The following is a 26,782-nucleotide window of genomic DNA, read 5'->3' on the forward strand; positions in this document are numbered from 1 at the left end:
AAATGAAAGCTATAAATAGTTTCACTTTATTTCTGGAGAGGAGAAGGTATTGAAATCATGTCAAGATCTCAAGAAATTTTTAAGTGGTTTCGTAATATACAACATTCGAAAAAACTAAGTTGGGTTTCTTACGTATTATTAGGAGCAGTACTGTTTTTTGCACTTATGAATAATGTAAAGCCAGAGCAATTAGATGTTAAAGAGCTCGAAATTGCTAAAAAAACAATTCACTCTCCTATTAAAATTGAAGATAAAGCCGCAACGGCGAAAAAGAAAAACGAAGCCGCTCAAAAGGTTGAGGATAAATATACATATAAAAGCGAATATAAGCAAAATAAAGTGGATATTGTAACTTCCGTCTTTGATGCGGTAAGTGAAGTAGAGGCAGAGGCTAAATCAACTGGCCCAGACGAGTATAAAAAAATTTCTGATGTGGACAAATTGGACAAGTTAAAGAAGAAATTACCAACAGATTTAGCAAAAAGTTTAACCGATCCGATTTTGTTGAAATTTATTAATGCTGATTCAAGTCAATTGTCATTGGCAAAGGATGCGGCTGTAACAGCGGTTAATAAAATTATGAGGGAACACATCAAGATGGATCAAGAAGAAGCTGCCAGAGAACAATTCGTTACTGAAATGAGTAGCGTAAGTATAAGTAGTGATTTAAAAGATGCGGTGAATACACTAGGGAAGTATGCGGTTACAGCGAACTATTTTTATGATTCAGCTGCGACGAAAGATAGTAAAAAAATAGCGGAAGATTCAGTTGCATCAGTTTTTATCCTTCAAGGGCAAGTTCTTGTGAAAGAAGGCGATACGATTTCACGAGAAGCATATGAGCAGTTGAAGTTAGCAGGATTGTTAGAGAAGGGCAATACCTTCCAACCTTATGTTGGTCTAGCGGTACTCATTTGTGTGTTATTGTACTTTATGCATAAGCAGTTTGAAGTGTTTTTACAGCGGAAAAGAGAAGATAGGCCGTATGTCTTAGCGTATATTACAATTTTGTCTATCACGATTGTTTTAATGAAAATCATTAGTTTGTTTCAAAAGCTTGAATATGCAGGAATCGCGTATGTTGTTCCAGTTGCCATGGGAACAATACTTGTAAAATTAATGATTGGTGATCGATTTGTATTTTTAACGAGTATGATCTTTTCTGTATGCGGAAGTATTATGTTTAATGAAGGTGTAACAAGTACACTGAATTATAGTGTGGGGATTTATGTTTTATTAAGTTCATTATCAGTTAGTATTTTCTTGAGAGAAAAAAATCGTCGTACGATGATTTTACAAGCTGGTATACTCGTTTCTGTATTAAATGTAGTCGTATTAGCGGCTTTGCTATTATTACGTAACGGGAATTTTTCGCCTCTTGAAATTGGGGTGCAATTATTAATGGCTGCTGTTTCGGGTATTATCTCTTCTGTTCTAGCTATGGGGATTTTACCATATTTAGAAAGTGGTCTTGGGATTGTATCGAGTATGAAGTTGATGGAACTTTCAAGTCCGAATCACCCGCTTTTGCGTAAAATTTTATTAGAAGCACCAGGTACATATCATCATAGTGTAATGGTAGCTAATCTCTCAGAAGCTGCTTGTGAAGCAGTTGGAGCAAATGGAGTATTAGCGCGTGTAGGGGCGTATTATCATGATGTAGGGAAAACGGTACAACCACAGTTTTTTATTGAAAACCAAATGGGTATTGAAAACCCGCATGATAGATTAGACCCTGTAACGAGCAAAGATATTATAATTGCTCATGTAACCGATGGGGTGAGAATGTTAGAAGAACACCATATACCTCAAGAAATTATCGATATTGCTGGACAGCATCATGGTACAACGTTACTTAAATATTTTTACTATAAGGCGATTAAAGAAGATAAAGAGAAATATACGGAGGGAATGTTCCGCTATCCAGGATCAAAAGCAACTTCTAAAGAGTCGGCGATCGTTGGTATTGCTGATAGTGTAGAAGCGGCGGTACGTTCGATGAACCATCCAACGCCAGATCAGATTAATAATTTAGTGCAAAGTATTATTAGAGATCGTTTGCAAGACGGTCAATTTAGTGAATGTGATTTGACATTTAAGGAACTACAAATCGTTGGAAAAACGTTATGTGAAACGTTAAATGGTATTTTCCATTCCCGTATTACATATCCGGAACCGCCGGAAGAAAAGGAGAAAGAATGAGTTTATTAATTGATTTTATTGATGAAACAGAAGAAGTGAAAGACGAATATATAAGTTTGATTCGAGGTTTAGTAGAGAAAGCGGCCCAAATGGAGAACATAGAAGAAGGCGCAGAATTATCGGTTACATTTGTAGATAATGAACGTATTCGTGAAATAAACCGTGATTACCGAGATAAGGATCAGCCTACGGACGTTATTTCTTTTGCTATGGAAGAAATGGGAGAAGGCGAAATGGAAATTATCGGTGCGGAGATGCCACGTATGTTAGGGGATCTTATTATTTCTATTCCAAGAGCGAAAGAGCAAGCTGAGGAATATGGACACTCTTTTGATCGTGAACTTGGGTTTTTAGCGTTACATGGCTTTTTACATTTGCTTGGTTATGATCACATGACAGAAGAAGATGAAAAAGAAATGTTTGGAAGACAAAAAGAAATTTTAGAGGCATTTGGATTAGGGCGATGAAAAAAGGAAAACTTATAAATAGTTTTGGATATGCTATAGCTGGTATATACTTTTGTCTTCGTCATGAACGAAATATGAAAATTCATTATTTAGCCGCAGTCATTGTCATATGCTGCGGCTTTTATTTCCATATTACAAAAATAGAATGGATTGTATTACTTATTGTGATTGGAATTGTAATGAGTTTGGAGATGGTGAATACGGCTATTGAAAAAACAGTAGATTTAGCAACCACTGATATTCATCCGTTTGCGAAAAACGCAAAGGATGTTGCAGCGGGATCAGTTTTATTATTTACGATTATAGCTGTTGTAATTGGTGCTATTATCTTCTTACCGTATATGGTATAGTTGCATTCCAAAGTTTTTATTAAGCTTTGGGAGCGCCGTGAGGGCCTTTAATAGAAGAATGTATCTATTCACAGCTGTGAACGGAAAGGATGCGGGAATATGAATAGCAAACAATTAATTCAAGAAGCAATCGAAGCGCGTAAACAAGCGTACGTACCATATTCTAAATTTCAAGTAGGTGCAGCTTTACTAACTCAGGATGGAAAAATATATCGTGGATGTAATGTTGAAAATGCATCATATGGTTTATGTAACTGTGCAGAAAGAACAGCTTTATTTAAGGCGATTTCTGAAGGAGATAAAGGGTTTGTAGCTATTGCAGTTGTAGCGGATACAAAGCGTCCGGTACCTCCTTGTGGAGCATGTCGACAAGTTATGATAGAATTATGTAAACAGGATACGAAAGTATACCTATCAAATTTACATGGTGACGTTCAAGAGACTACAGTTGGAGAATTGTTACCAGGAGCATTTTTAGCGGAGGATTTACATGAATAGAAAAGGTTATAAATCAGGTTTTGTCTCTATTATTGGCAGACCGAATGTTGGAAAATCTACATTTTTAAATCGTATTATCGGCCAAAAAATTGCCATTATGAGTGACAAGCCACAAACAACTCGTAATAAAATTCAAGGCGTATATACAGAAAATGATTCACAAGTAATTTTCATTGATACACCAGGAATACATAAACCTAAACATAAACTAGGCGACTTCATGGTGAAGATGGCTCAAACGACATTAAAAGAAGTTGATATTGTTCTGTTTATGGTCAATGCAGTTGAAGGATTTGGTCGTGGTGAGGAATTCATTATTGAGAAATTAAAAGAAACGAAACAACCAGTATTTTTGGTAATTAATAAAATTGACCAACTTCATCCAGAGCAATTATTAGAGTTAATTGATCAATACCGTAAACTATATGAGTTTGCCGAGATTGTACCAATTTCTGCATTAGACGGTAATAATGTGGACGCTTTAATTGGAACAATTAAAAAGTATTTACCAGAAGGACCGCAATACTACCCAGATAATCAAGTAACGGATCATCCAGAGCGATTTATTATTTCAGAGCTTATTCGTGAAAAAGTATTACATTTAACACGTGAAGAAGTGCCGCACTCTGTAGCGGTTGTTATTGATGCGATTCAAAAACGTGAGGGCGGAGCGGTTTATATAAACGCAACGATTGTTGTTGAACGTGCATCACAAAAAGGAATTATTATAGGTAAGCAAGGGAAGATGTTAAAAGAAGTCGGTAAGCGAGCTCGTTTTGACATTGAAGCACTACTTGGTTCTAAAGTATTTTTAGAAGTATGGGTAAAAGTGCAAAAAGATTGGCGTAATAAGATGTCGCAGCTCCGTGACCTTGGTTTCCGTGAAGACGAGTATTAATATGGAGTAAAGTTGTAATCAGTGGATGGTTCATTCATCCACTGATTATTGGTTTTTATGAACCTTGATAAATTAGGAAAAATTTTTCTCACATGAAAATGAACAAAATGGGTCAATTTAATAACAACAAAGGAAATTGGTTTATAGGCTACGCTTATTGAGAAAGGTGGATTCTTATGCTAGATTTTACCTGGAAGTTTTTCTCCAAAACAGGAAGCATTGAAACGTATTTGCTTTTGAAAGAAATGGAAAAAGACGTAAACGATGAGATGGATCAACATGAAGAGGAGTTAGCGCATCTAGACTCTCCAATTTCTTGACCCGTTTTGTTCAAACCTTGGATGGTGACGAACATGTTTCAAAAAGTTGAGGGCATTGTTATCCGTACGACAGATTACGGAGAAACGAACAAGATTGTTACAATATTCTCACGGGAATTTGGTAAGGTAAGTGCAATGGCAAGAGGGGCGAAAAAACCGAAGAGTCGGTTAGCAGCTGTTTCGCAACTTATGACACATGGTCATTTTCTTATTCAAATAGGATCTGGACTTGGAACTTTGCAACAAGGCGAGATTATTTCATCTATGAAAGAAATTCGTGAGGATATATTTTTAACTGCTTATGCATCATTTATTATTGAATTAACTGATAAAGCAACAGAAGATAAGAAGAATAATCCGTATTTATTTGAAATGTTATATCAAACGTTGCATTATATGTGTGAGGGTGTTGACCCTGAAGTATTATCATTAATTTATCAAACGAAAATGCTTCCGGTATTAGGGATGCGCCCGTACTTTGATACATGTGCTATTTGTCATCAAGAAACAGATTTTGTCGCCTTCTCTGTTCGGGAAGGCGGTTTTCTGTGCTCGCGTCATGCAGAGCAAGATCAGTATCGTATTCCGGTGGGAGAGGCTGTTCATAAATTATTACGTCTCTTTTTTCACTTCGATCTACACCGGCTCGGTAATGTATCGGTAAAGGATAGTACAAAAAAACAAATGCGCACAGTATTGAATACATATTATGATGAATATTGTGGGATTTATTTGAAATCAAGGCGTTTCTTAGAACAACTTGATAAATTTCAAATATAATTAGGGCCGTATACGGTCCTTTTTACATACTTTCTTTTTCGAATAGCATATTTAGTATATAATATTTAAGAGATAGTATAACTTTTTTCGTTGTGCATTAAAGGTGGTGATTATCATAGAGCTGAATAAACGGCAAGAACATATCATTCAGATTGTAAAAGATCACGGTCCTATTACAGGGGAGTCAATTGCTGCGCAATTGGGTTTAACACGTGCAACGCTAAGACCAGACTTAGCAATTTTAACGATGGCTGGTTATTTAGAAGCGCGTCCACGCGTAGGTTATTTTTATACGGGTAAAACTGGGGGGCAGCTATTATCTGAAGCTGTTAAAAAAATTAAAGTGCAAGATTATCAATCTAGACCTGCTGTAATTGATAAAAATGTATCAGTATACGATGCAATCTGTACTATGTTTCTAGAGGATGTTGGTACATTGTTTGTTGTAGATCAAGCTACTTTATTGGTTGGCGTTGTATCTCGTAAAGATTTATTACGAGCTAGCTTAGGAAAGCAGGATTTAACCTCTCTCCCGGTTAATATTATCATGACAAGGATGCCAAACATTGCGATGTGTCGCAGGGAGGATTCTTTATATGATATTGCGATGGAATTAATAGAAAGACAGATTGATGCAATGCCAGTTGTAAAGGACACGAAACAAGGTCTAGAAGTGATTGGGCGAATTACAAAAACAAATATTACACGTGCGTTTGTAAATTTAGTAAATAACGAATAAGTGTAATTTGTTTAAAGTGAGGTAATGTAATGGATAATAAAATCGTATATGTCGTATCTGACTCTGTAGGAGAAACGGCTGATTTGGTTGTTAGAGCGGCAATGGGACAGTTCCCATTCGCTCCTGATATTAGACGTGTACCTTATGTAGAAGATACAGGGACATTAAAAGAAGTGATCTCGATTGCCAAGAGCAATCAGGCGCTTATTTGTTTTACGTTAGTAAAGCCTGATATGCGTCAATATTTATTGACAGAGGCGGCAAAAGAAGGGGTAGAGGCATACGATATTATCGGACCTCTTATCGATCAAATTGAAGAAATTACAGGACAAGTACCAAGGTATGAGCCAGGTGTCGTTCGAAGATTAGATGAAGAGTACTTTAAAAAGATTGAAGCGATTGAATTTGCTGTTAAGTACGATGATGGTAGAGATGCACGTGGTATTTTAAAAGCCGATATCGTGTTGATTGGAATTTCACGTACATCAAAAACACCACTTTCACAATATTTAGCGCATAACAAACGCTTGAAAGTTGCCAATGTACCACTTGTACCAGAAGTGGATCCGCCTGAGGAATTATATAAAGTGGCAAAAGAGAAATGTTTCGGTTTGAAAATTACACCGGATAAGTTAAATCATATTCGAAAAGAACGATTAAAATCACTTGGATTAAGTGATGGAGCAACATATGCGAATATTAATCGTATTAAAGAAGAAATCGTTCATTTTGAGAATGTAGTGAGTAAAATAAATTGTCAAGTGATCGATGTATCAAATAAGGCGATTGAAGAAACAGCTAATATTATTGTGAATGCAGTGCAAAACCAAAAAATGTTTTAGCACATTTACCACAGGTGAATGTGCTTTTTTCGCTCGTGAGAAGTAGGACAATAACTGTCGATTTAGTAATAGAATACAGTGTAATGGTTATACTTATATTCTTCTGTTTTTTTATTATGTTGAAGGAACGATTTAGTTATCTTTAAATGTAAAATGAAAATTAAAGGGATATGTAGCGTAGTTGAAGAAAATATATTATAATAAAAAATTGTGATAAAAACCTATATTTTACGTTTAGACTTTAATTTTTCAGAATAAACTAGGGATAGGATTTGCGAAAAAGACATGTATTTACGTTAAATCGACAAAATCTAAACAAGAAAACGCACATTATGGAAGGATTCACAGAAGGGATGTAGAATACAGAAATATGCAAAACATCAGTGAGATATTAGTTGATGCAGATGCATGTCCCGTGAAGGATGAAATTGTGCACGTTAGAACAAAAATTTATGTCGAAATTTTGTTTGTCGTATCGTAGGCTCATCGTTTAAGAAAACAGCAAGATAATTGGGTCTATGTAGATTTTAAGCAAGATGAAGTCGGTTTTTATATTTATCAACATGCAAAAGCCACAGATTTCGTGATCACATAGGATATGTGGCTTGCTAGTCTTCTTTTGAAAAAAGGAGTACATGTATTGTCTCCACGAAGTACATTTGTAAAAGATGAGCAAATGGATACAATTTTATATAGTAGGTATGTATCTGCGGAGTTACGCAGTCAGAGGACTAATACGAAAAGTCCAAAATCGTTTACACAACGTGATCGACAGCACTTTCTAATAAATTTAGAAAAAATATTGTCGAATTATAAAGGAATCTTTTAATTTATATCGAATACAAAATACGGAGATGGAGTTATGGGGAACAGAATTCCCGAAGAAGTTGTTGAACAGATTCGGACGTCATCCGATATTGTAGAAGTGATAGGTGAGTATGTTCAACTTAGAAAGCAGGGGCGTAACTATTTCGGCCTTTGTCCATTTCATGGTGAGAATTCCCCGTCATTCTCTGTTTCATCTGATAAGCAAATTTTTCATTGCTTCGGATGTGGAGAAGGTGGAAATGTATTTTCCTTTCTTATGAAAATGGAAGGACTTGCTTTCACCGAGGCTGTTCAAAAGCTGGGTGAAAGAAATGGAATTGCAGTTGCAGAATATACATCAGGGCAAGGACAACAAGAAAACATATCTGATGACACAGTCATCATGCAACAGGCTCATGAACTTTTGAAGAAGTATTATCACCATTTATTAGTAAATACAGAAGAAGGAAATGAAGCACTTTCGTATTTATTAAAACGTGGTATTACAAAAGAAATGATTGAGAAGTTTGAAATTGGTTATGCATCACCAGCTTGGGATGCAACGACAAAAATTTTGCAAAAAAGAGGTTTTTCGCTATCTAGTATGGAACAAGCCGGCCTTCTTATAAGAAGCGAGAAGGATGGTAGTCATTATGACCGCTTCCGTGGAAGGGTTATGTTTCCAATTTACACTTTACAAGGTAAGGTGATAGCGTTTAGTGGAAGGGCGCTAGGAGATGATACTCCGAAATATTTAAATAGTCCTGAGACACCAATTTTTCATAAAAGTAAGTTGTTGTATAATTTCCACCAAGCAAGGCCGTTTATTAGAAAACGTGGGCAGGTTGTCCTTTTTGAAGGATATGCCGATGTACTAGCCGCGGTAAAAAGTGGTGTGGAAGAAGCTGTTGCGACAATGGGAACAGCTTTAACTGAAGAACAAGCGAAACTTCTGCGACGTAACGTTGAAACTGTTGTTCTTTGCTATGATGGTGATAAAGCAGGGCGAGAAGCGACGATGAAAGCAGGGCAGTTGTTATTGCAAGTTGGTTGCCAAGTGAAAGTCACACCCTTGCCAGATAAGCTTGATCCTGATGAATATGTGCAACAATATGGGACAACTGCTTTTGAAAATCTTGTGAAATCAAGTATAAGTTTTGTTGGTTTCAAAATAAATTATTTGCGTTTAGGGAAAAATTTGCAAGATGAGTCTGGCAAAGAAGAATATGTAAAAAGTGTTTTAAAAGAGTTATCATTGCTACAGGATGCGATGCAGGCTGAATCATATTTAAAGTCATTATCGCAAGAATTTTCGTATTCAATGGAAACACTTTTGAATCAATTGCACCAATATCGCAAAGAACAAAAGGTACAGCAAAAACAAATAAAGCAGGTTTCTAAGCCATCTCAAATTGTTCAAACGAAACCGAAGTTAACAGGTTTTGAAAGGGCAGAAAGAGAAATTATTTACCATATGTTGCAAAGTGCAGAAGTGGCTGTTCGTATGGAACCCCATATAGAAGATTTTCATACAGAAGAACATAAAGGGATTTTATATGAACTATACGCATATTATGAAAAGGGAAATGAACCTTCAGTCGGAACATTTTTAAGTTGGCTCTCTGATGAAAAGTTGAAAAATATTATCACTGATATTTCGACGGATGAATTTATTAATCCAGAATACACAGAAGAAGTGTTGCAAGGTCATTTGGAGACGCTCAAACGTCATCAGGAAAAACTTGAAAAGATGGAAATCATCTTTAAAGTAAAACAAATGGAAAAAACAGATCCTGTAGAGGCTGCTAAATATTATGTGGCATATTTACAAAATCAAAAAGCAAGAAAATAGCTTTTTTGATAAAATTTTAGTATAATGAATGTTTGTATCTCGCGTAAGGAGGGGAACAGATGGCTGACAAACCAGCTCGTTCTAAACAAATTGAAACTGAAATGACCCTTGAGCAAGTGAAAGAACAACTCACTGAGCTTGGAAAAAAACGTGGCGTTCTTACATATGAAGAAATTGCAGAACGCATGAATGGATTTGAAATTGAATCCGATCAAATGGATGAATACTATGAATATTTAGGTGAACAAGGGATTGACTTAGTTGGTGACAATGACAATGACGAAGGTCCTAATAATCGCCAAATTACAAAAACGGAAGAAGAATTTGACCTTAATGATTTAAGTGTGCCACCAGGTGTGAAAATCAATGATCCTGTTCGTATGTACTTAAAAGAAATTGGTCGTGTAGACTTACTATCTGCAGAAGAAGAAATTCGACTTGCGACACGTATTGAAGAAGGCGATGAAGAAGCAAAACGCCGTCTTGCTGAAGCAAACTTACGTCTTGTAGTAAGTATTGCAAAGCGCTACGTGGGCCGTGGTATGCTTTTCTTAGACTTAATCCAAGAAGGGAATATGGGTTTAATTAAGGCAGTTGAAAAGTTCGACTACCGTAAAGGTTTTAAATTTAGTACGTATGCAACTTGGTGGATTCGCCAGGCTATTACACGTGCGATTGCAGACCAAGCGCGAACAATTCGTATTCCAGTTCATATGGTTGAAACAATTAATAAGTTAATCCGTGTACAACGTCAATTATTACAAGATTTAGGACGCGAACCATCTCCTGAAGAGATTGGTGAAGAAATGGATCTTGCTCCAGAAAAAGTACGCGAAATTTTAAAAATTGCACAGGAGCCAGTTTCTCTTGAAACACCAATTGGTGAAGAAGATGACTCCCATTTAGGTGACTTTATTGAAGACCAAGAAGCAACATCGCCTGCGGACCATGCAGCGTATGAGTTGCTAAAAGAACAATTAGAAGATGTGTTAGATACACTAACAGATCGTGAAGAAAATGTTCTGCGTCTTCGTTTTGGTTTAGATGATGGACGAACTCGTACGCTTGAAGAAGTTGGGAAAGTATTCGGCGTAACGAGAGAACGTATTCGTCAAATTGAAGCGAAAGCACTTCGCAAATTAAGACATCCAAGCCGTAGCAAGCGTCTTAAGGATTTCTTAGAATAGGCTACCTTTAAGTTTACTTCACTTTTGTGAAGTAAACTTTTTTATTTTGTTAATTTTTGTTAAAATTTAGCTATCGGCAACGATTACAATTTCTTGTAATTTATTTTACAGAATTGTCTTTTGATTTGCAAATGCTCATTTTTCGATTTTTCGATTTATTTTGTTTATTATATACAAAATAATATGTAGAAAAGTAAAAAATATGATGAGAAACGTTAGTAATTATCGAAATAATATGCGATATAATAGTGAAAATCAATAAACTGAATTTATGGAATATTTTTAACAAATATTAGTTTACTCTTTTCTGATAGAACGTTTTCAAGTACAATGAAAATGACTGAATCATCTAACTATTTAGGGGTATAGAGGGGGGGGAAGAGATATGAAACGTAATCCGTTGATTCCGTTCGCTCTTATTGCAGCATTAGGTATTATCGTTATGTTTGTATTTTCATTTCAGGGGCTAAATAAATCTAAAGAGTTAGCTGATGCAAAAAATGGTGGGAAACCAGCGCAAACAGCATCAAAGCCAGAGGATATTGTAAAGCAAAGCTGTACGAGCTGTCACGGTGATCAGTTACAAGGGGCAGTGGGACCTAATTTACAAAAAATTGGTGGGAAACTTTCGAAAGATGAAATTAAAGAAGTTCTTTCAAAAGGAAGAGGGAATATGCCTGCCAATATAGTTCCAGCTGACCAAGCGGCTAAAGTAGCTGATTGGTTATCGAAGAAAAATAAAGTTCCATAAAACAAGCCTTTTGCTTTTGTGCAAAAGGCTTGTTTTTCTATACTTTCTAAAATACGATTAGTAATAGAGAATTGAAGTGTTGTTATGGACTTGCAACAACTACTATAAATTCATTATCATGGAGACAGACTGACAAGAGAAGGAGTAATGGAAATACATGAATGAAGTAAAGCTTTCAAAACGATTAGAAGAAGTTGTGCGGGAGATTCCAGTAGGATCCACAGTAGCTGATATTGGATCGGATCATGCGTATTTACCGTGTTATACAATTATAAATAATATTGCTACAAAAGCAGTTGCAGGAGAAGTTGTAGACGGACCATTTCGATCTGCGCAAGCAACTGTAGCTGAAAGTGGTTTGCAAGACAAAGTAGACGTTCGTAAAGGTAATGGATTAGCTGTTATTACACCGGGAGAGGTAGATGTTATTACGATCGCTGGAATGGGTGGAGCGTTAATTCGTGACATTTTAGAAAGTGGTAAAGAAAAATTAGAAGGTGTAACACGTCTAATCTTACAGCCGAATATTGCTGCGCACCATATTCGTGAATGGTTTATTGAAAATGGGTGGGAGCTGATCCATGAAAAAATCATAAAAGAAGACGGGAAAATTTATGAGATTTTAGTTGGGGAACGAGGAAATATTGCAGCACCTTACTCAGATAATAAACAAGCTGAATTATTTATGGGTCCATTTTTAATGAAAGAAAAAAGTGAAGCTTTTGTGGAAAAGTGGGAAGGAGAATTGAAAAACTTCCAAAATATTTTAAAACAGTTAGAACGTGCGGCAGAATCTGAAGAAACACAGGCGAAGCGTGCAGAAGTAGACGCGAAAATGAAAATGATAGGGGAGGTTTTATCATGAGTAAAATTCCGAATGGTCATGAAATTATTTCTTTATTTGAAAGTATGTATCCGAAGCATTTAGCGATGGAAGGGGATAAGATCGGCCTGCAGATTGGGGCACTTAATAAACCTGTACAGCACGTACTAATCGCGTTAGATGTAACGGAGGAAGTTGTGGACGAGGCGATCCAATTAGGGGCGAATATCATTATAGCGCACCATCCTTTAATCTTTAGTCCATTAAAAGCGATTCATACAGATAAGGCGTACGGAAGAATTATTGAAGCGTGTATTAAAAATGATATTGCGATTTATGCAGCACATACAAATGTAGATATTGCTAAGGGCGGGGTAAATGATTTACTTGCTGATGCGTTAGGACTACAAAATACAGAAGTATTAGTTCCTACATATGCAGAAGAAATGAAAAAAATTGTTGTATTTGTTCCGGTAACTCATGCAGAAGAAGTGCGCAAAGCTCTTGGAGATGCGGATGCAGGTCATATCGGTAATTATAGCCACTGTACGTTCGGTAGTGAAGGGATGGGTACGTTTATCCCTCAAGAAGGTACAAACCCTTATATCGGTGAAACTGGACAGTTAGAACGTGTGGACGAGGTGCGTATCGAAACGATTATTCCAGCTTCATTACAAAGAAAAGTTATTAAAGCGATGTTGGCAGCCCATCCATACGAAGAAGTGGCGTATGATGTATATCCTCTTGATAATAAAGGGGAAACATTAGGACTTGGTAAAATAGGGTATTTACAAGAAGAAATGACGCTTGAACAGTTCGCTTTACATGTGAAACAATCATTACATGTAAAGGGCGCGAGAGTCGTTGGGAAGTTAGATGATACAGTGCGTAAAGTAGCTGTCCTTGGTGGTGACGGTAATAAATATATAAACCAAGCGAAATTTAAAGGAGCAGATGTATATGTAACAGGTGACATGTATTATCATGTTGCTCATGATGCGATGATGCTTGGTTTAAATATAGTTGACCCGGGGCATAACGTTGAAAAGGTAATGAAGCAGGGTGTGCAAAAGCAATTGCAAGAAAAAATGGATGCAAAGAAATTCAATGTACACATTCATGCTTCGCAGTTACATACAGATCCGTTTACATTTGTATAAGTAAAATAAAAAACCGTTGCTCATATAGGCAACGGTTTTTATTATTGTTCTTTTTTCACTTTTACACGAGGTAATATCTTTTGAAGTGGTACTTTTCGAATTCTTTCCCATGTAGCTGGATTCATTGGGTCATATTGCTCTAAGAAAGCAATAACTTCTTTTGTAATTGGCGTTGGAGTAGAAGCACCTGCTGTAACAGCTACGTTTTCTACACCTTGTAGCCATTCTAATTGGATTTCACCTACGTCTGCAACGCGGTATGCTTTCGTACCAGCGATTTCTTGTGATACTTGTGCTAAACGGTTTGAGTTGTTACTTTTCGGATCACCGACAACAATTGTTAAATCTGCAACATCAGCTTGTTTAGCGACAGCTTCTTGGCGAACTTGAGTTGCTAAACAAATTTCCTTGTGGAATTCTGCTGTTGGGAATTTTTTCTGAATGTCTTCCATTAAATGTTGAACATCCCATTGACTCATTGTTGTTTGATTCGTAACTAAAATTTTATCCGTTGGAATTTCTAGTGTTTTTAAATCATCAGCTCTTTCGATAAGATGAACGATATCAGGTGCGATACCAACTGCGCCTTCTGGTTCTGGATGATTTTTTTTGCCGATATAAATGACATGGTATCCTTCAGCTTTCTTTGCTTCGATAAGGTCATGTGTTTTTGTAACATCTGGACAAGTTGCATCAATTGTCGTTAAACCTTTTCTTTTGCACGTTGTTTAACTTCTGGAGAAACACCGTGTGCAGTAAAAATAACAGTACCAGAATCGATTTTATCTAAAATTTCTAATCGACTTGGACCGTCTAATGTAATGATGCCATCCTCTTCGAAAGCATCTGTGACATGCTTATTGTGAACAATCATACCTAAAATATAAATGGGTCTCGGTAATGATTTATCTAATGCGGCGTTACGTGCAATAACCATTGCGTCAACAACACCGTAGCAATAACCACGAGGGGAAATTTTAACAATCTTCATGTGAGTAATCCTCTCCTTCTAAACAAGGGATACTTTTGTGCATAGTCCATTACATTATAAAGGAGGAGTGGATAGAAAACAAAGGATTGTTACACATATAGTTTTGGTTTTGTTGCTGATTGTTGAACCGGTTCTTTCGGAACCTCTTTTTCTATTACAGGTTCAAGCACTATTTTTTTTCGTTTTCGTTTCCTTTTTGGAGGAGGTGGAGTTGCTACCTCAACCTGTTCTGTTGCGTCTTCAGTTTGATTTTCCTCCGTGCTTTTTCCAGAGGTGAGGATTTTAACAATGCTTGGTAGACTACGCATAATTGGACCGTATTGCTCGACAACAGGCCCTACAGATTGAACAACTTGGGATACTTTTTCGATATTATTTATCATATTAGTTGGGTTCGAAATTAAATTTGAAAAAAAACTACCGATGCCGCTGCTAGATGCCGCTGCAGTTGTAGCTGACGCAGCACCACGTGTATCATTTGATTCATACATTTGAGGTGGTATCATCTGTTGAGGATATTGCTGCATGTATGGTTGATATTGTTGTGTATATTGTTGTTGGTATGGCTGTTGCTGTTGATATTGGTGCGGCGGTTGTTGGTGCATCATCGGTGGCCCTTCCATTTGTCGATAAGGAGGGACCATTTGCATGAAAGGTTCGGTTGGATCGTGTTTTTTAAAGAGTTTAGCAAGGAAACCTTTCTTTTTTTGAGCCATCGGTGGTAGTTGTGGAATCGGATATGGTGTGTAAGATTGTTGTCCTCGATTCGGATACATTTGTCTTATAGGGGATTTCGGAAACATGTGGGAAATCCTCCTTTCTTCAGTTAGGTATATACACATACAATATGCAATGAAAGGGAAGAAGGTTAGTTTTTGAAGTAAAAACCTAAACTAAAGATGGATTTTACTTGTAGATTTCGATATAATGTAGACTTGACTTGATTTGTGCGCGCAGTAGAAATTTTAGAAAGAAGGTGTAACTTATGACACTACAAACTTTTACACAGTATGATTTTAAACCATTTTTAATAGATGCAGTTCGTGAACTACGCTTTTCGGAGCCGACAGGAATTCAACAGAAAATTTTCCCGGTTGTGAAAAAAGGTGTGAGTGTAATTGGACAATCCCAAACAGGTTCTGGGAAAACACATGCATACTTACTTCCTACATTAAACAGAATTGATGCAAGTCGTGAAGAAGTACAACTTGTTATTACAGCGCCTACTCGTGAGTTAGCACAACAAATTTACGAAGAAATCGTGAAATTAACAAAGTTCTGTGCAGAAGATCAAATGATTACAGCACGTTGTTTAATTGGTGGAACTGATAAACAACGATCAATTGAAAAGTTGAAAAAACAACCTCATATTGTAGTTGGAACACCAGGACGTATTAAAGACTTAGTAGAAGAAAAAGCGCTATTTGTTTATAAAGCAAATACTATTATTGTCGATGAAGCAGATTTAATGCTTGATATGGGATTCATTCAAGATGTAGATAAAATTGCAGGACGTATGCCTAAAAACTTACAAATGCTAGTTTTCTCTGCAACAATTCCTCAAAAATTAAAACCATTTTTGAAGAAATATATGGAGAATCCAGAGCATATTCATATTAATCCGAAACAAGTTGCGGCTGGAAATATTGAGCATTATTTAGTGCCTTCTAGACATCGTAATAAAATTGATTTAGTGAACAAGATGTTGCTTCAATTTAAGCCGTATTTAGCAATTGTCTTCACTAACACGAAGAAAATGGCAGACCAAGTTGCTGATGGATTAACAGAGCGTGGCTTAAAAGTTGGACGAATTCACGGAGATTTATCACCACGTGATCGTAAAAGAATGATGAAACAAATTCGTGATCTTGAATTCCAATATATTGTTGCGACTGATTTAGCAGCACGCGGTATTGATATTGAAGGAATTAGTCATGTTATTAACTATGAACTTCCATCAGATTTAGATTTCTTCGTTCACCGTGTTGGAAGAACTGCACGTGCGGGTCATTCAGGTATTGCAGTGACAATTTATGATCCAGCAAATGAAGAAGCGTTAGATAGTTTGGAAAAACAACGTCATATCGAGTTTAAGCATGTAGATTTACGCGGAGATGAGTGGGCGGATTTAGGTGACCGTCGTCGTCGTAAGAGCCGTAAAAAACCAAATGATGGGCTAGATGTTATGGCAACAAAGGTTGTTAAAAAGCCTAAGAAAGTAAAACCAAACTATAAACGAAAACTTGCAACAGAACGTGATAAAGTTAAGAGAAAATATAGCAATAAAAAAAGATAAGGGATTTTCCCTTATCTTTTTTTATCACGCTATTTGTGAGAGCATGTATTCAGTAAGGATAGAAAAATATTGATTAAAGTTTCGCCTAATCCAGTTAAGTTAAATATAGAGTATAGCTTGTTTAAATAGTCATATAAATTTGTGTAGTTCCTTTTTTGCGAACAAACAATTCACTACATGTTTCTACAAATTATGCTATCATTATATCTATTGTATATTGAAGAGGTGATTGTATGTTAAAGATTGGATCTCATGTTTCAATGAGTGGTAAGAAGATGTTATTAGCAGCAAGTGAAGAGGCTGTTTCGTACGGTGCAACAACGTTCATGATTTATACAGGTGCACCGCAAAATACACGAAGAAAACCAATTGAAGAATTGAATATAGAAGCAGGAAGAAAACATATGGAACTGAACGGTATTGAAGAAATTATCGTCCATGCTCCCTATATTATTAATGTTGGGAATACGACGAAACCTGAGACGTTTCAATTAGGTGTTGACTTCCTTCGTATGGAAATTGAAAGAACGGCAGCGTTAGGTGTGGCGAGACAAATTGTTCTTCACCCAGGAGCTCACGTTGGTGCAGGAGCAGATGCTGGTATTCAACAAATTATTAAAGGGCTTAATGAAGTAATAACGCCAGAACAAACGGTTAATATTGCGCTAGAAACAATGGCAGGAAAAGGAACGGAGTGCGGTCGTAGCTTCGAAGAAATTGCGAAAATTATTGATGGCGTAAAATATAATGAAAAGTTATCTGTATGTTTTGATACGTGTCATACACACGATGCAGGCTATGATATTGTAAATGATTTTGACGGTGTATTAAACGAATTTGATAAGATTGTTGGAATAGACCGTTTACAAGTACTTCATATTAACGATAGCAAAAATGTACGCGGAGCCGGAAAAGACCGTCATGAGAATATTGGTTTTGGTCATATTGGATATAAGGCGCTACATCATATTGTGCATCACCCACAACTTACAAATGTACCAAAAATTCTTGAAACGCCGTATGTAGGTGAAGATAAAAAAGACAAGAAGCCACCATATAAATTAGAAATCGAAATGCTGAAGAATGGTACTTTTGATGAAGGGATTCTTGAAAAAATTAAAGCACAATAAGGAGGGGGTTTTCCCCTCCTTATTTTAATAGTTGCTGAAATAAAGTATTTACTTGTTGGGCAGTGGCAGGAGAAGTTACCTTTGCGATTTGTTTTAAGAGATCTAGTCGCTCGTTGTTATCGTAAATGTTAATGTTTTTTCCTTTCATAAGCAAAACAATTTGATCAGCTTGTGCGGGTGTAATTGGAACGTCATATTCTTTGCTATATTTTAATAGCTCTTTTGTAGAAATATGGTTTAATTTTTTATTAACAATTTGTTTGATGAGGTTCATCGTGTTGTCCTCCTTCACGCGTTCTACTATCGAAATATATGTGCGCATAGCTTGTATATATTCTTATAGAGTTTCGTTTTTTCCATGTGAAAAAGAAGCTTATGCTATAATATAAGAACAAAACTATAGATAAAGAGTATAAGGAGGACTTATGGAAAAAAAGCAACATCGAAAAGAAAGTGTTATTCATCTTATATATCGCTTAGTTATGATTCTCTTTGGAGCAGCGTGTGCGGCGGTAGCGATTGAACTATTTTTAATGCCAAATAAAATTATTGATGGTGGAATTATTGGTGTTTCTCTTATATTAGATTATCTTACTCCTAATATTTGGTGGTTAAGTTTTTCTACTTTAGTTGTTATCCTTAACATTCCGTTTATGTACTCGGGTTATAAACAAATTGGAAAAACATTCATGTTATCTTCTGCGTTCGGAATCGTTGCTTTAGCATTTATTGAATCGACGTTGCACGCTGTCCCGCCATTTACAACTGAGCCAATTTTAGCAACAGTTTTTGGAGGGCTTATTTTAGGTCTGGGTGTAGGGCTTGTTATTCGCCATGGTGGATCAATGGACGGAACAGAAATTATGGGGATTTTATTAACGAAGAAATTACCTTTCTCTGTTGGTGAATTTGTAATGTTTGTGAATTTATTCATTTTTGCATGGGCAGCATTTGTATTTGGTGTTGAACAGGCGATGTATTCTGTTATGACGTACTATATCGCATTCAAAACAATTGATACAGTAATTCAAGGATTAGACGAAACGAAAGCGGTTTTAATAGTGTCAGATCAATATGAAGAAGTATCAAATGCAATTTTACACCGCCTTGGCCGTGGAACAACAAAACTTGTTGCTAAAGGTGGCTATACAGATAAAGAAAAAGAAGTTATTTATGCAGTTGTAACGCGTCTTGAAGTGACGAAGTTAAAGTCGATTGTGCATGAAATTGATGAAAATGCCTTTGTTACGATTATGAGTACGCAAGAGACGAATGGCGGTAAGTTTAAATCAGCGATTCACTAAAAAATTAATTATAATATTTTTTGAAAGCAGAGAAATTTTCTCTGCTTTTTGTTATAATAGTAAGGTTTCTGGAAATAAGGAATATATTTTGGGCAGATTGGTTTACAACTATAATAAGCTGTACTATAATTCAAATAGAGATAAATCGGAATCATTCTGAATTAAAATAGGTGATGTGTAATGAATAATATATTAGAAATAGAAGGACTTACGTTTCGGTATGAAGATCGAAATGTGTTAGAAGATATTAATTTGCAAGTTCCGAAGGGAGCTTTTTTAGGTTTAGTTGGACCGAATGGTTCAGGGAAATCGACTTTACTTAAATGTTTATTGGGTGTTTTAAAGCCGAAGCAAGGAAGTATTAGATTGTTTGGCATTGATAGTAAAAAGTTTAAAGAGTGGAATAAAGTTGGTTATGTATCTCAAAAGGCAAATAGCTTTAACTCAGGTTTCCCGGCGACTGTTTTTGAAGTTGTTTCAATGGGGCTTGTTTCCAAAAAAGGTCTTTTTCGCTTCTTTACGAAAGACGATAAGGCGAAAGTAGAAAAAGCGATTGCTGATGTAGGGATGAGCGAGTTTCAAGGTCGCAACATTGGAGAGCTTTCTGGTGGACAACAACAACGTGTATTTATTGCTCGTGCACTTGTAAGTGATCCGGAATTACTTATTTTGGATGAACCTACTGTTGGGATTGATGTGAAAAATGTGGAAAGCTTCTATGAGATACTAGAGGATTTAAACAAAAGGCTAGGGATCACGTTAATTCTTGTTACGCACGATATGGGTGCTGTAACAGAGAAGGTGACGCATGTTGCATGTTTAAATCAGCATCTACATTTCCATGGGAATGTAGAGAAATTCCGAGAGTTAGAAGATGCCGAAATGTCGATTTTATATGGACATCATGTTCATCGCTTAGAACATGAACATGGGCATCACGGGAGGATATAATGATACAGGATTTTTTACAATATGATTTTTTACGTAATTCTTTATACGCTGGTGTTTTAATAGGGCTTGTCGCACCGCTTATCGGCGTGTTCGTTGTAATTCGTCGTATGTCGCTTATTGCAGATGCGTTAAGTCATGTGACGTTATCGGGAATTGCAGCAAGTTTATTACTTGAAAAGACAATCTTTACCGGTGGGTTTTTAAACCCCTTATATATGGGAATGTTTTTTTCAATCGGTGGAGCATTGCTAATTGAAAAATTACGTACTGTATATAAACATTATCAAGAGTTAGCAATTCCGATTATACTTTCAGCAGGAATGGGGATTGGAGTTATCTTCATTTCACTTGCTAATGGATTCAATACGGATTTATTTAGTTATTTATTTGGTAGTGTAAGTGCTGTGACAAGTGCGGATTTAATTATTATTGGTATAGTAGCAATTGTAGTAATTATAACGATTGTTTTATTATACAAAGAGTTGTTTTTACTATCATTTGATGAGGAATACGCTGTATCAACCGGTTTGAGTGCAAAGTGGATTCACTTTATTTTCATTATATTAGTTGCTCTTGTAATTGCGGTATCAATGCGGGTTGTAGGTGTTCTTCTCGTATCATCTTTAATGACGTTACCAGTTGCAGCAAGTATTCGTATTGCAAAAGGATTTAAACAAACAATTTTCTTTTCCATTTTATTTGGTGAAATTGCAGTAATTGGTGGAATGTTTGCTTCGTATCAACTTGATCTAGCACCAGGTGGTACAATTGTTATGATAGCGGTTCTTATTTTAATCGGTGCGATTTTATGGAAGAAGAAAAAAACTGCATAAAGTAGGGATAGGTATGAATCTAACAGAAGCTTTACGCCTAATGAAGGAAAAAGGATATAAACATACGGGGAAAAGGGAAGAGATGCTAAGACTATTCGCGGCACATAATCGTTATTTAACTGCGAAAGACGTTTTAGAGCATATGAAGGATGATTATCCAGGACTTAGTTTCGATACGATTTATCGTAACTTAACGGTATTCGCTGAAATTGGAGTTTTAGAGCAAACGGAATTAAATGGTGAAAAACATTTTCGTTTTACGTGCTCTATTATGGAACATCATCATCATTTTATTTGTTTAGATTGTGGTGGTACGAAAGAGATCACTTCTTGCCCAATGGATTTTATGAATAAAGATTTTAAAGGTTATGAGGTAACGGGACATAAGTTCGAAATATATGGTCGTTGTCCAAAATGTGCAAAATGAGAGAACTCGTCGGTTATTAACTGACGAGTTTTTAATTTAAATGTAAAAAAGGTTGCTCACAAAAATTGTGGGCAACCGTCTTTTTTATTGTTCTTGTTTTTCTTTTTCTTTTTCTTTTTCTCGTTCGGCAGCCATTTCAGCAGCGATTACATCAATTTCTTTTTTCAGTTCTTCTACCATAGTTTCTTCTGGTACCTTACGAACAACTTGCCCTTTACGGAATAATAAACCTTCTCCGCGTGCACCAGCAATACCGATGTCAGCTTCACGAGCTTCACCAGGACCGTTTACAGCGCAGCCAAGTACCGCAACTTTAATTGGAACTTGAAGTGTAGAGATATATTCTTCTACTTCATTAGCGATGCTAATTAGGTCAATTTCAATACGACCACAAGTTGGACAAGAAATAAGTGTTGCGGCATTAGATGCAAGACCGAATGACTTTAATAGTTCACGTGCAACCTTTACTTCTTCCACTGGATCAGCACTTAAAGAAATACGTAGTGTATTTCCGATACCTTTATTTAAAATTGCTCCAAGACCAGCAGCACTTTTTACAGTTCCAGCAAACAAAGTTCCTGATTCTGTAATACCTAAATGTAATGGATAATCAAAAGCACGAGCGGCTTTTTCGTATGCTTCAATTGCTAAGTTAACATCAGAGGCTTTCATTGATACGATAATATCGTGGAAATCTAAGTCCTCTAAAATTTTAATATGGTGCAGTGCACTCTCGACCATACCATCAGCAGTTGGGTATCCATATTTTTCTAAAATGTGACGTTCTAATGAACCTGCATTTACGCCGATACGGATTGGAATGCCGCGCTCTTTCGCTGCGTTTACAACAGCTTCTACTTTATGGCGACGTCCAATATTACCTGGATTGATACGTACTTTATCAATGCCGCCTTCTATTGCTTTTAAAGCAAGGCGATAATCAAAATGAATATCAGCAACAAGTGGAATGTTGATTTGTTTTTTAATATCAGCAATAGCATTTGCTGCGCGTTCGTCTGGAACAGCAACACGAACGACTTGACAGCCTGCTTCTTCTAAACGTTTAATTTCAGCAACTGTAGCCTCAACATCATGTGTTTTTGTTGTCGTCATACTTTGTATAATTAATTCATTGTTACCGCCAATTGTTAAATTACCGACTTTAACTGGACGTGTTTTTGTACGATGAGTCATTTCATTCACGAGTAGATCGCTCTCCTTATAAAAGAAGTTTCTTATTTTAGTCCCTTACATCAATGATAGTATGTGTGAGAAAGGGCTATAGAAACCAAAGTACTCGGTTTCACTTTTACTATTGTATCAGCGCCTTTATGTAATTGACAAGGATTAAGTGATGGCTTATTGATATAACGGGAATTTATAAGACTTTCCAACTTGGATTTTTGTAGCAGATGTATTTTTATTTAATTGTTTAAAATCATCAATTACTTTTTCAATAGAAGGAATTTTTTTCTTATTGATCGCTTCTGTAATAGAAAGGACTGTATCCCCAGTTTTTACTTCAATTGCTTTATAAGCTGTATCCGTTTCTTTTTCTGTTTCTTTCTCGTTATTTTGCTTTGTATCTGTATTTTCTTTTTTTATCGTTTCGGCAGCTGTTGTTTTTTTGTATGAACTTAACATCGGTAAAGTACCGATTTTAATGTCGTAATAAAATATATAGCCGAGGACAAGCACGAATAAGAGTACACCTAATCTCTTCATATCCTTCACTCCTTTGCTAGGAATATATGCTTGTCCAAAAAAAAAATGCCTATTTAGGCATTTTTTTATAGTTCTTGTTTATCTTTTGGTTTTGGAACTTCTTTAATTGTTAAGTATAGAACGATTAAAACAACTGCAATGTAAATGAATGTTGCTCCAGGTACGTTTATTTTGAATAAATCCATAACCATAAAGAAGATTGTTGGAATTGTGTAGCTGTAAGCAGTTAACGTCCAAACTTGTTTATAAGATAATTTGCGTTGACCGCTCATTGCAGAACCGATGAAGGCAAGTAATGTAACTCCTACAAAGGTAATAAATAATTGGAACAAGTACAGTAAGAACCCAATAACGAATAGTAAGATTGGATAAATACTGTCAAATAACGAAATGAAATCTTGTAAATCTTTCTTTTCAAGAGATGCACCTAATAAGTCATTATAAGAGTATGTTTGTGTTTGGCCATTTCCCATGGAGACTACTTTATCCTTTAAAACGAATAAACCTGTTTTATTTTGATATTTTTCTAAGTCTGTTGAATTTGGATCAAATACGAAAAGGGCATTTCCATCTTCTTTTTCGATAGGTTGGTCAATATCAGCTGTTAGTTCGCCATTTTCAATTTTGAAATCAGGTAAATCTTTTTCAATCACTTTATTTACCATGTTAACACCATCTTGAATAACGCTACCGTACAAGAAAGTTCTTGGAATAGTAGTGATTAGGCAAAGAAGCATAATATACAAAATGGTTTTACCGATTTTTTGAAAACGGAAAAGCGCCATATCTTTAGGCGAATATACGCTTTTTGCTAGCTGTGTAAAAATGGACATAGATTCACTTCCTTTATGTATGTATAAAATCATTGTAACGTACGAATCTAGAGAAGCTCAAGATATATTATATTTACATATAGTAGAAAGGACTAAATTTCTTCTTACTTAATTTTCTTCTTTTAGGAGAGAAAAATACAATTGACACTTTTCTTTTGTATATGGTAAATTTATCTTACATTTCTCAAACGATATATCCGATGGGAATTTAGTTATTTTTAATGTTACATACATAATTGTGGACCCTTAGCTCAGCTGGTTAGAGCAGACGGCTCATAACCGTCCGGTCGTAGGTTCGAGTCCTACAGGGTCCATATCCATTTCGCATGTTTATTATGTCGGCAGGAAGCTTCCTTGTAGAAGGAAGCTTTTTTTACGGAATATATGAGCATTTTAATTGAAAAGAAGTGGGAATTTTGCTACTTTAATGATAGCAAGACAATGTGATTTATTTGTTTGCACCCTATGGCAATTAGGGTAGAATGAAGTTGTATGTCACATATGTAGTGACAATACATAAACCGGGAGGAATATAACAATGGCAAAACACGAATTACCAAATTTACCTTATGCGTATGATGCTTTAGAACCTCACTTTGATAAAGAAACAATGAACATCCATCATACAAAACATCACAACACGTATATTACAAACTTAAACGCTGCTTTAGAAGGTCATGCAGAATTAGCTGACAAAAGCGTTGAAGAATTAGTAACAAACTTAAACGAAGTACCTGAAGCAATCCGTACAGCAGTACGTAACAATGGTGGCGGACATGCTAACCATACATTCTTCTGGACAATCCTATCTCCAAACGGCGGAGGACAACCAGTAGGCGAACTTGCAACTGCGATTGAAGCGAAATTCGGTAGCTTCGATACATTCAAAGAAGAATTTGCAAAAGCTGGCGCAACTCGCTTCGGTTCAGGTTGGGCTTGGTTAGTAGTAAACAATGGTGAGTTAGAAGTAACAAGCACTCCAAACCAAGATTCTCCTCTAACTGAAGGTAAAACTCCAGTTATCGGTTTAGATGTTTGGGAGCATGCTTACTACTTAAATTACCAAAACCGTCGTCCTGACTACATCGGTGCATTCTGGAACGTTGTAGATTGGAACGTTGCTGAAAAACTTTACCAAGAAGCAAAATAATTAAAGTTAATACAGCTAGAAAAAAGCTAGGAGTTTTCTCTTAGCTTTTTTCTATGCTCTCCTTTTACATAATTGAGCTTGTCTTTGGAAGACTAGAACATGAAGTAAAGGAGAGTTGTGTATGAAGTGGAAACATGTAATTGGTGATGTTGAAGTGAATCGTGATTTAGTATTATTGCTCGTTATAGGAGGTTTATACACGCTCGCAATTTCTTTATCGAATACGTTTGTAAACATTTATTTATGGAAGCAAACACAAAATTATGTGAATCTAGGCTTGTATAATTTGGCCAGCGTTGTATTGCAACCTCTAACATTTCTTGTAGGCGGAAAATTAGCGAAACGTATTGATCGTTCGATTTTATTACGAATAGGTGTAGGCACGTTAGCGATTTTTTTTATCGTCGTTTTAGTAGCGGGAAAAAGTGCTTCTCACTATATTTTACTAATGGGAGCTCTTTTGGGAGTTGGTTATGGTTTTTATTGGCTCGCATTTAACTTGTTGACTTTTGAGATTACAGAACCAGAAACAAGAGATTTTTTTAATGGTTTTCTCGGACTTCTTACATCGTTCTCTGGAATGATTGGGCCAATAGCAGCCGGATATACAATTTCACGTATGGAAAAATGGAGTGGTTATACTGTCGTTTTCTTCCTCTCGTTAATGCTATTTGCGATTGCAGTTGTTTTAAGCTTTTTTTTATCAAAGAGAGAATGTGAAGGGCGCTATGAAATTGTACAAGTATTGAAAGAGCGGCGAGTTGATGAAAACTGGGGAAGAATTACACGCGCTCATTTCTTCCAAGGTTTAAGAGAAGGAACGTTTATTTTCGTTATTTCGGTATACGTCTATTTAGCATCTGGTAGCGAGTTAGCACTAGGGAAATATAGTTTAGTGAATTCTGCAGTATCATTTGTATGCTATTATTTAGTTGCCCGCATGTTAAAGAAGGAATGGCGAAAAAAAGCCATTTTACTCGGTGGTATTATTTTATACGCGGTTGTATTTTTAGTTATTTTCAATGTTACATATACGAAATTACTTATTTATGCAGCATGTATTGCGGTTGCATATCCCATTTTACTCGTTCCGTACGGCTCCATGACATACGATGTAATTGGTAGAGCAAAACAGGCGAGAGAATGGCGTGTAGAATATGTAGTGGTCAGGGAATTATGGTTAAATGCTGGAAGAATTTGTTCCATTTTAAGTTTTTTATGTGCTGTTATATTCTTTCCACCTGAAAAAAGTTTACCTTTTTTACTATGTATTTTAGGAGCTGGACATTTTCTTATTTATTTTGCAGTTAAAAATGTCAAATATGATGAGGGAAATGTGAACAAAACCAGCGTTGGAGCACAAGGAACAGCGCAGAATCAAACTGAACCAGAAGGTTAACTTATCGTGTGTTTTATGCTAGAATAGAAAAAGATGTAAGACAGCAGTGAGGACACCTGTATGAAGG

28 protein-coding genes, 1 tRNA gene and 1 pseudogene are annotated in these 26,782 nt (G+C 36.1%); 24 read left to right on the forward strand and 6 right to left on the reverse strand.

The features are described from left to right. Positions 1-57: 57 nt before the first annotated feature. The 15 genes from CDB3_RS02500 (at position 58) to CDB3_RS02570 (ending at position 13,676) form a co-directional block, all read left to right on the forward strand. Positions 58-2,202, forward strand: a complete 2,145-nt coding sequence (locus CDB3_RS02500; protein ID WP_097830656.1) for an HD family phosphohydrolase — start codon at positions 58-60, stop codon at positions 2,200-2,202. Next, positions 2,199-2,669, forward strand: coding sequence for an rRNA maturation RNase YbeY (ybeY, locus tag CDB3_RS02505; RefSeq protein WP_000054678.1), 471 nt, complete (start codon positions 2,199-2,201; stop codon positions 2,667-2,669). Before CDB3_RS02500 ends, ybeY begins: the two co-directional genes overlap by 4 nt. Further along, a complete protein-coding gene (locus CDB3_RS02510) occupies positions 2,666-3,019 on the forward strand; it encodes a diacylglycerol kinase family protein (RefSeq protein WP_000715486.1) in 354 nt (117 codons plus the stop codon). Before ybeY ends, CDB3_RS02510 begins: the two co-directional genes overlap by 4 nt. Positions 3,020-3,118: 99 nt before the next feature. Then, a complete protein-coding gene (locus CDB3_RS02515; RefSeq protein ID WP_001086292.1) occupies positions 3,119-3,517 on the forward strand; it encodes a cytidine deaminase in 399 nt (132 codons plus the stop codon). Then, the gene (gene era, locus CDB3_RS02520) at positions 3,510-4,415 is read left to right on the forward strand and encodes a GTPase Era (RefSeq protein WP_001080239.1); all 906 of its coding nucleotides are present in this window, start codon (positions 3,510-3,512) and stop codon (positions 4,413-4,415) included. The genes CDB3_RS02515 and era overlap by 8 nt, the downstream gene beginning before the upstream one ends. Before the next feature lie 176 nt (positions 4,416-4,591). Then, the gene (locus tag CDB3_RS02525; RefSeq protein WP_000883924.1) at positions 4,592-4,735 is read left to right on the forward strand and encodes a YqzL family protein; all 144 of its coding nucleotides are present in this window, start codon (positions 4,592-4,594) and stop codon (positions 4,733-4,735) included. A gap of 33 nt (positions 4,736-4,768) precedes the next feature. Next, entirely contained in the window at positions 4,769-5,515 is a 747-nt protein-coding gene (gene recO, locus CDB3_RS02530; RefSeq protein ID WP_000487006.1) for a DNA repair protein RecO, read from the forward strand. A 106-nt stretch (positions 5,516-5,621) separates the two neighbouring features. Next, positions 5,622-6,254, forward strand: coding sequence for a transcriptional regulator CcpN (gene ccpN, locus CDB3_RS02535; RefSeq protein ID WP_083596090.1), 633 nt, complete (start codon positions 5,622-5,624; stop codon positions 6,252-6,254). A 29-nt stretch (positions 6,255-6,283) separates the two neighbouring features. After that, the gene (locus CDB3_RS02540) at positions 6,284-7,096 is read left to right on the forward strand and encodes a pyruvate, water dikinase regulatory protein (RefSeq protein WP_071747361.1); all 813 of its coding nucleotides are present in this window, start codon (positions 6,284-6,286) and stop codon (positions 7,094-7,096) included. Between the two features lie 640 nt (positions 7,097-7,736). Then, positions 7,737-7,925 carry a DUF188 domain-containing protein gene (locus CDB3_RS32140; protein WP_256869571.1) on the forward strand — a complete coding sequence of 63 codons (189 nt, stop codon included), beginning with the start codon at positions 7,737-7,739 and terminating at the stop codon, positions 7,923-7,925. 33 nt (positions 7,926-7,958) lie between these two features. After that, positions 7,959-9,755 carry a DNA primase gene (dnaG, locus tag CDB3_RS02550; RefSeq protein ID WP_128853378.1) on the forward strand — a complete coding sequence of 599 codons (1,797 nt, stop codon included), beginning with the start codon at positions 7,959-7,961 and terminating at the stop codon, positions 9,753-9,755. A gap of 59 nt (positions 9,756-9,814) precedes the next feature. After that, positions 9,815-10,942 (forward strand): RNA polymerase sigma factor RpoD, encoded by a 1,128-nt coding sequence (gene rpoD / locus CDB3_RS02555; protein WP_000764062.1) that lies wholly within the window; start codon positions 9,815-9,817, stop codon positions 10,940-10,942. Positions 10,943-11,327: 385 nt separating this feature from the next. Beyond that, positions 11,328-11,693, forward strand: coding sequence for a cytochrome c550 (gene cccA / locus CDB3_RS02560; protein WP_128853379.1), 366 nt, complete (start codon positions 11,328-11,330; stop codon positions 11,691-11,693). Positions 11,694-11,850: 157 nt separating this feature from the next. Further along, on the forward strand, positions 11,851-12,558 hold the full coding sequence (locus CDB3_RS02565) for a tRNA (adenine(22)-N(1))-methyltransferase (RefSeq protein WP_128853380.1): 708 nt from the start codon (positions 11,851-11,853) through the stop codon (positions 12,556-12,558). After that, positions 12,555-13,676, forward strand: a complete 1,122-nt coding sequence (locus CDB3_RS02570) for a Nif3-like dinuclear metal center hexameric protein (RefSeq protein WP_128853381.1) — start codon at positions 12,555-12,557, stop codon at positions 13,674-13,676. Before CDB3_RS02565 ends, CDB3_RS02570 begins: the two co-directional genes overlap by 4 nt. Before the next feature lie 41 nt (positions 13,677-13,717). Here CDB3_RS02570 and CDB3_RS02575 read toward each other — a convergent pair. Together CDB3_RS02575 and vrrA are read right to left on the reverse strand one after the other, a co-directional pair. Continuing rightward, positions 13,718-14,667, reverse strand: a pseudogene (locus CDB3_RS02575) (4-hydroxy-3-methylbut-2-enyl diphosphate reductase). Between the two features lie 89 nt (positions 14,668-14,756). Next, positions 14,757-15,470 (reverse strand): VrrA/YqfQ family protein, encoded by a 714-nt coding sequence (gene vrrA, locus CDB3_RS02580; protein WP_128853382.1) that lies wholly within the window; start codon positions 15,468-15,470, stop codon positions 14,757-14,759. 182 nt (positions 15,471-15,652) lie between these two features. On the opposite strand from vrrA, the gene CDB3_RS02585 reads away from it, so the two are divergent. Next, positions 15,653-16,963 carry a DEAD/DEAH box helicase gene (locus tag CDB3_RS02585; RefSeq protein WP_097830665.1) on the forward strand — a complete coding sequence of 437 codons (1,311 nt, stop codon included), beginning with the start codon at positions 15,653-15,655 and terminating at the stop codon, positions 16,961-16,963. Positions 16,964-17,196: 233 nt separating this feature from the next. Continuing rightward, complete coding sequence (locus CDB3_RS02590) at positions 17,197-18,093, forward strand: deoxyribonuclease IV (protein WP_097830666.1); 897 nt, start codon at positions 17,197-17,199, stop codon at positions 18,091-18,093. Positions 18,094-18,112: 19 nt separating this feature from the next. Here CDB3_RS02590 and CDB3_RS02595 read toward each other — a convergent pair whose 3' ends face one another. Next, positions 18,113-18,367, reverse strand: a complete 255-nt coding sequence (locus CDB3_RS02595; RefSeq protein ID WP_128853383.1) for a DUF2624 domain-containing protein — start codon at positions 18,365-18,367, stop codon at positions 18,113-18,115. Positions 18,368-18,518: 151 nt separating this feature from the next. On the opposite strand from CDB3_RS02595, the gene CDB3_RS02600 reads away from it, so the two are divergent. From CDB3_RS02600 to CDB3_RS02615, 4 genes are all read left to right on the forward strand, one after another. Next, positions 18,519-19,397, forward strand: coding sequence for a YitT family protein (locus tag CDB3_RS02600; protein ID WP_097830668.1), 879 nt, complete (start codon positions 18,519-18,521; stop codon positions 19,395-19,397). 180 nt (positions 19,398-19,577) lie between these two features. Next, entirely contained in the window at positions 19,578-20,348 is a 771-nt protein-coding gene (locus CDB3_RS02605; protein WP_001059657.1) for a metal ABC transporter ATP-binding protein, read from the forward strand. Then, positions 20,348-21,181: a metal ABC transporter permease gene (locus CDB3_RS02610; RefSeq protein ID WP_000613830.1), complete on the forward strand. Its 834-nt coding sequence runs from the start codon at positions 20,348-20,350 to the stop codon at positions 21,179-21,181. Before CDB3_RS02605 ends, CDB3_RS02610 begins: the two co-directional genes overlap by 1 nt. Positions 21,182-21,194: 13 nt before the next feature. Continuing rightward, entirely contained in the window at positions 21,195-21,608 is a 414-nt protein-coding gene (locus tag CDB3_RS02615) for a Fur family transcriptional regulator (RefSeq protein ID WP_071747162.1), read from the forward strand. A gap of 84 nt (positions 21,609-21,692) precedes the next feature. On the opposite strand, the gene ispG is transcribed toward CDB3_RS02615, so the two are convergent. The 3 genes from ispG to CDB3_RS02630 all read right to left on the reverse strand — a co-directional run bounded on the left by ispG (position 21,693) and on the right by CDB3_RS02630 (position 24,166). Then, on the reverse strand, positions 21,693-22,802 hold the full coding sequence (gene ispG / locus CDB3_RS02620) for a flavodoxin-dependent (E)-4-hydroxy-3-methylbut-2-enyl-diphosphate synthase (RefSeq protein ID WP_179139661.1): 1,110 nt from the start codon (positions 22,800-22,802) through the stop codon (positions 21,693-21,695). A 165-nt stretch (positions 22,803-22,967) separates the two neighbouring features. Further along, entirely contained in the window at positions 22,968-23,333 is a 366-nt protein-coding gene (locus tag CDB3_RS02625) for a hypothetical protein (RefSeq protein WP_128853384.1), read from the reverse strand. A gap of 65 nt (positions 23,334-23,398) precedes the next feature. Continuing rightward, positions 23,399-24,166, reverse strand: coding sequence for a DUF1189 domain-containing protein (locus CDB3_RS02630; protein WP_128853385.1), 768 nt, complete (start codon positions 24,164-24,166; stop codon positions 23,399-23,401). Between the two features lie 240 nt (positions 24,167-24,406). Between CDB3_RS02630 and CDB3_RS02635 the strand changes: the two genes are divergently transcribed. The 3 genes from CDB3_RS02635 (at position 24,407) to CDB3_RS02645 (ending at position 26,715) form a co-directional block, all read left to right on the forward strand. Next, positions 24,407-24,480 (forward strand) — tRNA-Ile (locus CDB3_RS02635). A gap of 224 nt (positions 24,481-24,704) precedes the next feature. Next, positions 24,705-25,316, forward strand: coding sequence for a superoxide dismutase [Mn] (gene sodA / locus CDB3_RS02640; protein ID WP_071771673.1), 612 nt, complete (start codon positions 24,705-24,707; stop codon positions 25,314-25,316). A 121-nt stretch (positions 25,317-25,437) separates the two neighbouring features. After that, complete coding sequence (locus tag CDB3_RS02645) at positions 25,438-26,715, forward strand: MFS transporter (RefSeq protein WP_128853386.1); 1,278 nt, start codon at positions 25,438-25,440, stop codon at positions 26,713-26,715. Positions 26,716-26,782: the final 67 nt, after the last annotated feature.

This window comes from Bacillus sp. CDB3 (assembly GCF_002081505.1).
GTDB classification, from domain to species: domain Bacteria; phylum Bacillota; class Bacilli; order Bacillales; family Bacillaceae_G; genus Bacillus_A; species Bacillus_A cereus_AT.

Excerpts from the sequence above, each read along its gene's own strand:
- CDB3_RS02500 (WP_097830656.1), top strand. The coding sequence starts at position 58 with ATGTCAAGATCTCAAGAAATTTTTAAGTGGTTTCGTAATATACAACAT.
- ybeY (WP_000054678.1), top strand. The coding sequence starts at position 2,199 with ATGAGTTTATTAATTGATTTTATTGATGAAACAGAAGAAGTGAAAGAC.
- CDB3_RS02510 (WP_000715486.1), top strand. The coding sequence starts at position 2,666 with ATGAAAAAAGGAAAACTTATAAATAGTTTTGGATATGCTATAGCTGGT.
- CDB3_RS02515 (WP_001086292.1), top strand. The coding sequence starts at position 3,119 with ATGAATAGCAAACAATTAATTCAAGAAGCAATCGAAGCGCGTAAACAA.
- era (WP_001080239.1), top strand. The coding sequence starts at position 3,510 with ATGAATAGAAAAGGTTATAAATCAGGTTTTGTCTCTATTATTGGCAGA.
- CDB3_RS02525 (WP_000883924.1), top strand. The coding sequence starts at position 4,592 with ATGCTAGATTTTACCTGGAAGTTTTTCTCCAAAACAGGAAGCATTGAA.
- recO (WP_000487006.1), top strand. The coding sequence starts at position 4,769 with ATGTTTCAAAAAGTTGAGGGCATTGTTATCCGTACGACAGATTACGGA.
- CDB3_RS02540 (WP_071747361.1), top strand. The coding sequence starts at position 6,284 with ATGGATAATAAAATCGTATATGTCGTATCTGACTCTGTAGGAGAAACG.
- dnaG (WP_128853378.1), top strand. The coding sequence starts at position 7,959 with ATGGGGAACAGAATTCCCGAAGAAGTTGTTGAACAGATTCGGACGTCA.
- rpoD (WP_000764062.1), top strand. The coding sequence starts at position 9,815 with ATGGCTGACAAACCAGCTCGTTCTAAACAAATTGAAACTGAAATGACC.
- cccA (WP_128853379.1), top strand. The coding sequence starts at position 11,328 with ATGAAACGTAATCCGTTGATTCCGTTCGCTCTTATTGCAGCATTAGGT.
- CDB3_RS02565 (WP_128853380.1), top strand. The coding sequence starts at position 11,851 with ATGAATGAAGTAAAGCTTTCAAAACGATTAGAAGAAGTTGTGCGGGAG.
- CDB3_RS02570 (WP_128853381.1), top strand. The coding sequence starts at position 12,555 with ATGAGTAAAATTCCGAATGGTCATGAAATTATTTCTTTATTTGAAAGT.
- vrrA (WP_128853382.1), bottom strand. The coding sequence starts at position 15,470 with ATGTTTCCGAAATCCCCTATAAGACAAATGTATCCGAATCGAGGACAA.
- CDB3_RS02585 (WP_097830665.1), top strand. The coding sequence starts at position 15,653 with ATGACACTACAAACTTTTACACAGTATGATTTTAAACCATTTTTAATA.
- CDB3_RS02590 (WP_097830666.1), top strand. The coding sequence starts at position 17,197 with ATGTTAAAGATTGGATCTCATGTTTCAATGAGTGGTAAGAAGATGTTA.
- CDB3_RS02595 (WP_128853383.1), bottom strand. The coding sequence starts at position 18,367 with ATGAACCTCATCAAACAAATTGTTAATAAAAAATTAAACCATATTTCT.
- CDB3_RS02600 (WP_097830668.1), top strand. The coding sequence starts at position 18,519 with ATGGAAAAAAAGCAACATCGAAAAGAAAGTGTTATTCATCTTATATAT.
- CDB3_RS02605 (WP_001059657.1), top strand. The coding sequence starts at position 19,578 with ATGAATAATATATTAGAAATAGAAGGACTTACGTTTCGGTATGAAGAT.
- CDB3_RS02610 (WP_000613830.1), top strand. The coding sequence starts at position 20,348 with ATGATACAGGATTTTTTACAATATGATTTTTTACGTAATTCTTTATAC.
- CDB3_RS02615 (WP_071747162.1), top strand. The coding sequence starts at position 21,195 with ATGAATCTAACAGAAGCTTTACGCCTAATGAAGGAAAAAGGATATAAA.
- ispG (WP_179139661.1), bottom strand. The coding sequence starts at position 22,802 with ATGACTCATCGTACAAAAACACGTCCAGTTAAAGTCGGTAATTTAACA.
- CDB3_RS02625 (WP_128853384.1), bottom strand. The coding sequence starts at position 23,333 with ATGAAGAGATTAGGTGTACTCTTATTCGTGCTTGTCCTCGGCTATATA.
- CDB3_RS02630 (WP_128853385.1), bottom strand. The coding sequence starts at position 24,166 with ATGTCCATTTTTACACAGCTAGCAAAAAGCGTATATTCGCCTAAAGAT.
- sodA (WP_071771673.1), top strand. The coding sequence starts at position 24,705 with ATGGCAAAACACGAATTACCAAATTTACCTTATGCGTATGATGCTTTA.
- CDB3_RS02645 (WP_128853386.1), top strand. The coding sequence starts at position 25,438 with ATGAAGTGGAAACATGTAATTGGTGATGTTGAAGTGAATCGTGATTTA.